At 64.5% G+C, this 7,633-nt stretch carries 7 protein-coding genes, 1 tRNA gene and 3 pseudogenes; 8 read left to right on the top strand and 3 right to left on the bottom strand.

Annotated features, from left to right (window positions below; translation table 11 throughout):
* A pseudogene (locus tag JCM25156_RS07185) lies at nucleotides 1-363 on the bottom strand (molecular chaperone DnaJ); the annotation flags it as partial.
* 80 nt (nucleotides 364-443) lie between these two features.
* Here JCM25156_RS07185 and JCM25156_RS07190 point away from each other — a divergent pair.
* Nucleotides 444-758: a BolA family protein gene (locus JCM25156_RS07190; protein WP_025812616.1), complete on the top strand. Its 315-nt coding sequence runs from the start codon at nucleotides 444-446 to the stop codon at nucleotides 756-758.
* Entirely contained in the window at nucleotides 755-1,381 is a 627-nt protein-coding gene (locus JCM25156_RS07195; RefSeq protein ID WP_025812617.1) for a LolA family protein, read from the top strand. The genes JCM25156_RS07190 and JCM25156_RS07195 overlap by 4 nt, the downstream gene beginning before the upstream one ends.
* Nucleotides 1,382-1,399: 18 nt before the next feature.
* Here the strand turns inward: JCM25156_RS07195 and lipB are convergent, their stop codons facing one another.
* Nucleotides 1,400-2,092 (bottom strand): lipoyl(octanoyl) transferase LipB, encoded by a 693-nt coding sequence (gene lipB, locus JCM25156_RS07200; RefSeq protein WP_034958779.1) that lies wholly within the window; start codon nucleotides 2,090-2,092, stop codon nucleotides 1,400-1,402.
* A gap of 60 nt (nucleotides 2,093-2,152) precedes the next feature.
* On the opposite strand from lipB, the gene JCM25156_RS07205 reads away from it, so the two are divergent.
* The 5 genes and pseudogenes from JCM25156_RS07205 (at nucleotide 2,153) to moaA (ending at nucleotide 6,321) form a co-directional block, all read left to right on the top strand.
* Nucleotides 2,153-2,238: transfer RNA gene (locus JCM25156_RS07205), tRNA-Leu, on the top strand.
* Nucleotides 2,239-2,695: 457 nt separating this feature from the next.
* Nucleotides 2,696-3,564: pseudogene (gene galU / locus JCM25156_RS22325) on the top strand (UTP--glucose-1-phosphate uridylyltransferase GalU).
* Nucleotides 3,561-4,970 carry a phosphoglucomutase/phosphomannomutase PgmG gene (pgmG, locus tag JCM25156_RS07220; protein WP_025812619.1) on the top strand — a complete coding sequence of 470 codons (1,410 nt, stop codon included), beginning with the start codon at nucleotides 3,561-3,563 and terminating at the stop codon, nucleotides 4,968-4,970. The pseudogene galU and the gene pgmG overlap by 4 nt, the downstream one beginning before the upstream one ends.
* A gap of 141 nt (nucleotides 4,971-5,111) precedes the next feature.
* A pseudogene (locus JCM25156_RS22330) lies at nucleotides 5,112-5,293 on the top strand (DUF3553 domain-containing protein).
* Between the two features lie 8 nt (nucleotides 5,294-5,301).
* On the top strand, nucleotides 5,302-6,321 hold the full coding sequence (gene moaA / locus JCM25156_RS07230) for a GTP 3',8-cyclase MoaA (RefSeq protein ID WP_025812620.1): 1,020 nt from the start codon (nucleotides 5,302-5,304) through the stop codon (nucleotides 6,319-6,321).
* Here moaA and JCM25156_RS07235 read toward each other — a convergent pair.
* The gene (locus JCM25156_RS07235; RefSeq protein ID WP_034958784.1) at nucleotides 6,318-7,217 is read right to left on the bottom strand and encodes a methyltransferase domain-containing protein; all 900 of its coding nucleotides are present in this window, start codon (nucleotides 7,215-7,217) and stop codon (nucleotides 6,318-6,320) included. The two genes, moaA and JCM25156_RS07235, sit on opposite strands and share 4 nt — an antisense overlap.
* Before the next feature lie 73 nt (nucleotides 7,218-7,290).
* Here JCM25156_RS07235 and JCM25156_RS07240 point away from each other — a divergent pair.
* Nucleotides 7,291-7,633, top strand: a 343-nt coding sequence (locus tag JCM25156_RS07240) for a double zinc ribbon domain-containing protein (RefSeq protein ID WP_242402530.1), incomplete at its 3' end; no start/stop codon positions are given.

The raw sequence follows: 7,633 nt of genomic DNA on the forward strand, positions 1-7,633 counted from the left end.
CGCGCTGGCGGCGGGCAGCGCCGCCGCCCCTTGACGCAGGTCGAGCGGATCAAGCACTTCCTCCTCGCTGAAGGCCTGACCGGCATTGCCCTGCCCCAGTTTCCAGGAGGGCCGGTTCCATGACACGTCGGCACGGATATGCGCCTCGATCTGGCCCGGCGACATGCCGCGATAATAGTCCCAACGGGAATTGTACTCGCGTACGTGTTCAAGGCAGAACCAGAAATACGAGTTCAGCGCATCGCGCGAACGCGGGGCGCGGTAACCCGCGGGCTGGCCGCAGTCATGCATGTCACAGCAACGATCCGGCGCGTCGGGATCGGGGTCAAAGGCGCGGTGGCGGGTGTTCCTTCTCTTCATCATAATCGTTATGTGCGCCTGTTCATGCTTCGTGCAAGAGCGAAGCTGTGCAATGTAATGATCCCGCTATCATGGAGCCGCCAATGAAACAGCAGACAACCGGCCGGGCCGGACGGATCGAAAGCATCATACGCGAACACCTCGCCCCAGTGGAACTCCATATCCACGATGACAGCGCCCGCCACGCGCACCACGTCCATGTGCGCGACAACGGCGTGCAGGCGGGGGAAAGCCATTACAACGTGCTGATTGTCAGCCCCGCCTTCGCCGGGGTGAACCGCGTGCAGCGTTCGCGCACGGTGCATGACCTGCTGGCCGGTGAGTTCGCCGGCGGGATGCACGCCCTCTCGCTCGTGCTGCGCACGCCCGAGGAACAGGCCCGGATCGCCGCCGCATGAAGCCGGGCTTTCCCTTCGCCACGCGGCGGCTGATGATGGGGGGGATGCTGACCCTGCTAGCCGCCTGCGCCGGTGTGCCCGCGCGTGAGGCGCTGGACCAGCATGGCGAGATCGAGCGGGTTGAAACCTATCTCAACACCGCGCGCGGGCTGAAGGCCGATTTCGTGCAGACATGGCCCGATGGCGGCAAGGGACAGGGCGTGCTGCGTTATGATCCGGGCCGCCTGCGGCTGGATTACACCACGCCGGGGCCGATGAAGCTGGTGGCGGCCAACGGGCACCTGCTGTTCGTGGACCACCGGCGCGAATCGGTAACCCGCATGTCGCTTGGCCGCCAGCCGCTGGGCCTGCTGCTGAACCAGCCGGTGCATCTGTCAGGCCAGATCGTGGTGACGGCCGTGCAGCACGGAACCAACAGCCTCCAGGTCTCGCTGGCGCGGGCGGACAGCGCGTCACAGGGCATCCTGACCCTTGGCTTTTCGGACATCGGGGGCAGGCTGTCGCTGCTGGTGATCGAGATGACGGATGTGGAGCGCCAGCATATCCGCCTTGACCTGACGGATGCGGCGGCCAGCGGTGAAAGCTGGCCTGACGCGCTGTTTACCCTCTCCCCCACCGACTGAGCGCCTGACCGGCGCGCGTCAGGCCCGCGCGCCGGGAATCGGGCCGAAACATTCCGGCCACGTGGCGGCCAGGCCGGCGTCCACCTCTGCCATGTCCACCTGCCTGCCCAGCTTCGCCAGGCTGGTCACGCCGTATTCGCTGATGCCGCAGGGCACGATTCCCCCAAAATCGCTCAGGTCGGGAGTCACGTTGATCGCGATTCCATGCCAGCTTACCCAGCGTGAAACCCGCACGCCGAGGGCCGCGATCTTTTCCTCCCGCCCGGTAGCGGGATCGACCACCCACACGCCAATACGGTCCGCGCGGCGTTCACCCGCCACCCCGAAGCGCGCGAGCGTGCGGATCAGCCATTCCTCCAGTGTATGTACGTAGGCCCGCAGGTCCCGCGCGGGGGAGAGGCCATGCGCCTTCGCCAGATCGAGCATGACATAGGCCACACGCTGCCCCGGCCCGTGATAGGTCCACTGCCCGCCACGCCCCGCCGGATAGGTCGGATAGCCACGCGGATTGAACAGATCCGAGTCCTTTGCCGATGTCCCGGCGGTATAGGTGGGCGGATGCTCCAGCAGCCACACGCGCTCGGGGTGGGTGCCCGCCCGAATTCCCCGGGCCTGGGCCTCCATTTCCGCCAGTGCGGCGGGGTAGGGGACCAGATCTGGCGCCCTGTTCCATAAAAACTTGTTTTCAGTCATTGCCCGCTCGTCATCCATCGGTTATACGCCCCTTCATAGTCATGACGGTATCGCCCAGTCGATCATCGTTGTCACGTTGCGGCCATGGCGGAATGGTAGACGCGCAAGCTTGAGGTGCTTGTGGGGGCAACCCCGTGGAAGTTCGAGTCTTCTTGGCCGCACCAGTTTTTTTCAAAAAAAACCGAAAACGGACGGAAACAGCCCCCATGGGGCTGCGTTCGTGCGTTCAGGCCATGGCCAAGCCATCGTGGCGGCGCATGGCTCCCGCCCGGCAGGCCCGCCGGGAGCGTGGTGGTGGATGTCATAAAAAGGTCATATTATCTTCGCACAGAATTGCTGTAGATATTTCGTTACCACAGGATTTTCGCAGACCATTCTTCAACCCGCGCGCCAGGAGGAAGGTTACAAAAAATGTCGGATTCTCCGCGCGTACTGGCATGGCATGAGAAACGTGATTTAAATCAGAACTGGTCATGACGCCCGGTTATGACCATGATAAAATGCACTATTTTTATTACCATATGGCAACACATCCCCATCCGGTTTCAATATGAGGTCCGGCGCCTGGTTGGTATGGTCCGCATGGCCTGTTCCTGATTCGTACGTTGAGGTAGATAATTAGTGATTAAGCCCCTTAAAAAAGCCGTATTGCCGGTTGCCGGTCTGGGAACACGCTTTCTCCCCGCGACGAAGTCGATGCCCAAGGAAATGCTCCCGGTCGTTGATCGCCCGCTGATCCAATATGCAATCGATGAGGCGCGCGAGGCGGGGATCGAGGAATTCTGCCTTGTTTCCAGCCGGGGCAAGGACTCCCTGATCGATTATTTCGATATCTGCCACGAACTTGAAGACACGCTGAAGGCCCGCAACAAGACAGCCGCGCTCAAGGCGCTGGAAGCGACCCGCGTCGTGCCCGGCTCCATGATGTCCGTCCGCCAGCAGGAACCGCTGGGGCTGGGCCACGCCATCTGGTGCGCGCGCGAGTTCATCGGCAATGATCCGTTCGCCATCCTGCTGCCCGATGACATCGTGCTGAGCAAGACCGCCTGCATCGCCCAGCTTGCGCAGGTCTATAACCAGACGGGCGGCAACGTGCTGGCCGTGACCGAAGTGCCGCGCGAACAGACCAGCAGCTACGGCATCCTGGATGTCGGTTCGGATGATGGCCGGATGGTCGAGGTCAAGGGACTGGTTGAAAAGCCCGCCCCGGAAGACGCCCCGTCCAACCTGTCCGTCATCGGGCGCTATGTGCTGACGGCGGATGTGCTCAAATACCTTGCCCGGCTGGAAAAGGGCGCGGGTGGCGAGATCCAGTTGACGGACGCCATGGCCAAGACCATTGGCGAGGTGCCGTTCCATGGCTACCGCTACGAAGGCAGGCGCTTCGACTGCGGCAGCAAGATCGGCTTTCTGGAGGCCAGATCGCCTTTGCGCTGGAACGCGCGGATCTGGCGGACGACGTGCGGGGATTCCTGCAGAAATATAAATGACCTTCACCCACCGCTTCGACCCGACCAGCCTGCGCGAATACGACATTCGCGGCATTGTCGGCCAGACGCTGACGGGGGAAGACGCCTACGCCATCGGCCGCACCTTCGGCAGTATCGTGGCGCGGGCAGGGGGGCGGCGCATCGTCATCGGTTATGACGGACGCCTGTCCTCCCCCATGCTTGAACACGCGCTGGTGTCCGGCGCGGTCGCGTCGGGCATGGAGGTGCTGCGCATAGGGTGCGGCCCGACGCCGATGCTGTATTTCGCATCCGCCGAGCTGGAGGCGGATGGCGCGGTGATGGTGACGGGCAGCCACAACCCGCCCGACCATAACGGCTTCAAGATGATGCTGGCCAACAGGCCGTTCTTTGGCGACCGGATCCGCCATCTGGGCCAGATGGCCGCGAAGGGTGACGTGGTGGTGGAAAAAGCGGGCGCCGTGCGTGACGTGGATATCCGGCCCGCCTATGTGGACCGCCTGCTGCGTGATTACGATGGAACAGGCCGCCCGCTCGACGTGGTGTGGGATAACGGCAATGGCGCGGCGGGCGATATCCTGTCCCTGCTGGTGAAAAGACTGCCGGGCCAGCACCGCGTGCTCAATGCTCGCATCGATGGCCACTTTCCCGCCCACCATCCCGACCCGACCGTACCCGCCAACCTCCGGCAGCTTATCGCCACCGTACGCGCGGACGGGGCCGATCTGGGCATCGCCTTCGACGGGGATGCCGACCGCATCGGCGTGGTGGACAATACCGGCGGCATCCTGTGGGGCGACCAGTTGCTGATCGTGCTGGCGCGCGATGTCCTGCGCGACCACCCCGGCGCCACCGTGATCGCGGACATCAAGGCCAGCCAGACCCTGTTTGACGAAATTGGCCGCGCGGGTGGCCAGCCGCTCATGTGGAAGACGGGCCACTCGCTGATCAAGACAAAAATGGCGGAAACCGGCGCGCCGCTGGCGGGCGAGATGACGGGGCATGTCTTCTTTGCCGATAGATGGTACGGCTTTGACGATGCGCTTTACACCGCGCTCCGGCTGCTGGAGATCGTCTCGCGCCTTGATGGTCCGCTATCCGATGTCCGCCTTGCGCTGCCTGAAACCATTTCCACCCCGGAACTGCGTTTCGAATGTGCCGACACCCGCAAATTCGACGTGATTGCCGAAGTCGCGGCCCGGCTGGAAAAAAGCGGGGCGACGGTCTCACGCATCGACGGGGTGCGCGTGACCACGCCGGATGGATGGTGGCTGCTGCGCGCATCCAACACGCAGGCGGTTCTTGTGGCGCGGGTGGAATCGCAGACCCATGCAGGGCTGGAACGGCTGCAGGCGGAGCTTCGCGCCCAGCTGGAACACTGCGGCGTGCGCGCCCCGGATTTCGCGGCCGCCGGGTCGGGCGCGTAAAAGACACCGCATGCCACAGGCTTCCGGCATGGGCCGGGCCGCGCCCATTTTTTTGTTGAATAGCTCAGCGGGGGGTTTAATAAACCCCTCTCCGGTCCGATATGCCAGACAGGACCACAATGCAGGATCATTGCAGCATTAATGGCGACTCTTCCCTTTCGTTCCTTTCTCGTGCCGGGGCAATTTGTCCGCCACCCCGACCATCCGGAATGGGGGAGGGACAGGTCCAGTCCGCCATAGGCGCGCGGGTTACGGTCAACTTCCCCCATGCGGGCAAGATCCTGGTTGACGCCACGGTCGTGCATCTGACCGTACTGTCATAGGGGGCGGCATGCACTCTTCCCCACTTCCCGATTCCTACGGTCGCCTGCTGACCTATCTGCGCGTTTCGGTTACCGACCGGTGCGACATGCGCTGCCTGTACTGCATGGCGGAAGAGATGACCTTCCTGCCCAAGGCGGAAATCCTGTCCTTTGACGAGATGGAACGGCTGTGCGGCGCGTTCATCCGCCATGGCGTGCGCCGTTTGCGGGTAACGGGGGGGGAGCCGCTGGTCCGGCGTGATGTCATGACCTTTTTCCGCGCCATGGGCGGCTGGCTCAACCGGCCCGAAGGCCAGGCGGGGCTGGATGAACTTACCCTGACCACCAATGGCAGCAGGCTGGCCGAATTCGCGGCCGAACTGCGCGCATGCGGGGTCCGCCGCATCAATGTCAGCCTTGATTCGCTCGATCCCGCCCGCTTCGCCCGCATTACGCGGCGGGGGAACCTGACCCGCACGCTGGAGGGGATCCGCGCTGCGCGGGAGGCGGGACTGGCCATACGCATCAACACCGTGGCCATGGCCGGGCTGAATGATGACGAATTCGATACCATGATCGCCTGGTGCGGCGAGATTGGCGCGGATCTGTGCCTGATCGAGACCATGCCCATGGGCGAGACGGGCGAGGACAGGACCGACCGTTACCTGCCGTTAATGGATGTGCGCCGCCAGTTGTCCCAGCGCTGGACGCTGGAGCCGATCGACTTCCGCACCGGCGGCCCCGCGCGCTATGTCCGCATTGCCGAGACCGGACGCCGGATCGGCTTCATCACCCCCATGACCCATAATTTCTGTGAAAGCTGCAACCGCGTGCGCCTGTCCTGCACGGGCAGGCTTTACACCTGCCTTGGCCATGAGGGCGCGACCGACCTGCGCGAACCCCTGCGCGACGGCGCGGATGACAGGGCCATGATGGAGCATGTCCGCGCCGCCATCCTGCGCAAGCCACGCGGTCATGATTTCCTGATCGGTCGTGGCGCGGATGATCCCGCCCGGGTCACCCGGCATATGAATGTCACGGGGGGCTAGGTCGGCTGCGGGCCGCGCAGCATGTCTTCCAGGCTTACGTCAAACTGCCCCGGCTTCAGGGGCTGCTGCTGGGTGGGGGCGGGGGACCAGCCCGTCATGATGGCGATATGCAGATCCTGCGCGATGGCGTCTTCCCCATCACGCGGCAGGCGGCTCATGGCGTCGGCTATCAGGCCGGGGGATGTCATGGTGCGCGTGCGCTGGTGCAGCGCGTTCGTCTCACCCGCATGGCGCAGGTCGGCCAGCAGGCCCATGGGGGTCCGGTAGGACAGATGGATTACATCCCCGTCCGCCACCGGCAGCGCAAACCCCGCGCGTTGCAGCAGGGACGCACAGTCCCGCAACCCCGGAAAGGGCGAGACCCGTGGCGAAACCCCGCCATGGCGGGCCATCTCGGCCTCCATCAACGCCTGGCGCAGGCCCGCCAGCGTCGGCAGTACCGGCATGCAGGCCAGAAACAGCCCATCGGGCACCAGAATACGCCGCACCTGCGCCAGCAGCCCCGGCAGGTCATTGACCCAGTGCAGCGACAGACTGGCCACCACGAGATCAAAACTATGGGGTGCGAAGGGCAGCCATTCCCCGTCCATGCACACGGCCGGTCCACCATCAAGCGCGCAGATGCGTGGCGACAGGTCGCCCACCACGGTATCGATGCCGCGTGCGCGCAGCAGGGGCGCGACCACGCCACGCCCGCCAATATCCAGCGCGGTGCCGAAAACCCGCGTCACGTCATCCAGCCGCTCAAGCAGGCGGCTGGCGGCCTCCTCCAGCACCGGGCGGACCTGATCGAGCGCTGGCGCGGCCCGGTCGCGGTGCAGGCGAACGATCCGCCGGTCGAATATCTGCGGCACTTCCATGCTCATCCCCGCTGTGTGCCCCCGCGCGGCATCCATGCCAACCCCACGATCGTGTGAATACATGACCCCATACACCTCATCCCCCTGGTGGCGGCACGTGGGCGCGTGGGTGCTTGATACGCTGTTTCCGCCACACTGTCCCGGCTGTGGCGCGGCGGTGACACAGGCGGATCATCTCTGCGCACCGTGCGTGAACCGGTTGCAGCTCATCACCGCGCCATGCTGCCGCCGCTGCGCCCAGCCCTTTACATCACACGCGGCGGGTGGCGCCACCATGACCTGCGCGCCCTGCACCGAAAATCCGCCGCCATGGCGACAGGGCCGGGCGGCCATGGTGTATGACGAGATGCCGCGCCGCCTGATCCTGCCGCTGAAATATGCCGACCGCACGGAAAACGTACGGCTTCTGGCACGTTATCTGGCGATCGCGGCGGCGGACGTGATTGGTGCCG

It is taken from the genome of Komagataeibacter kakiaceti JCM 25156 (assembly GCF_000613305.1).

What these genes read in the sequence shown, in the direction of transcription:
- lipB (WP_034958779.1), bottom strand. Translation starts at nt 2,092, where the DNA reads ATGGATGACGAGCGGGCAATGACTGAAAACAAGTTTTTATGGAACAGG.
- JCM25156_RS07195 (WP_025812617.1), top strand. Translation starts at nt 755, where the DNA reads ATGAAGCCGGGCTTTCCCTTCGCCACGCGGCGGCTGATGATGGGGGGG.
- moaA (WP_025812620.1), top strand. Translation starts at nt 5,302, where the DNA reads ATGCACTCTTCCCCACTTCCCGATTCCTACGGTCGCCTGCTGACCTAT.
- JCM25156_RS07235 (WP_034958784.1), bottom strand. Translation starts at nt 7,217, where the DNA reads ATGGATGCCGCGCGGGGGCACACAGCGGGGATGAGCATGGAAGTGCCG.
- pgmG (WP_025812619.1), top strand. Translation starts at nt 3,561, where the DNA reads ATGACCTTCACCCACCGCTTCGACCCGACCAGCCTGCGCGAATACGAC.
- JCM25156_RS07190 (WP_025812616.1), top strand. Translation starts at nt 444, where the DNA reads ATGAAACAGCAGACAACCGGCCGGGCCGGACGGATCGAAAGCATCATA.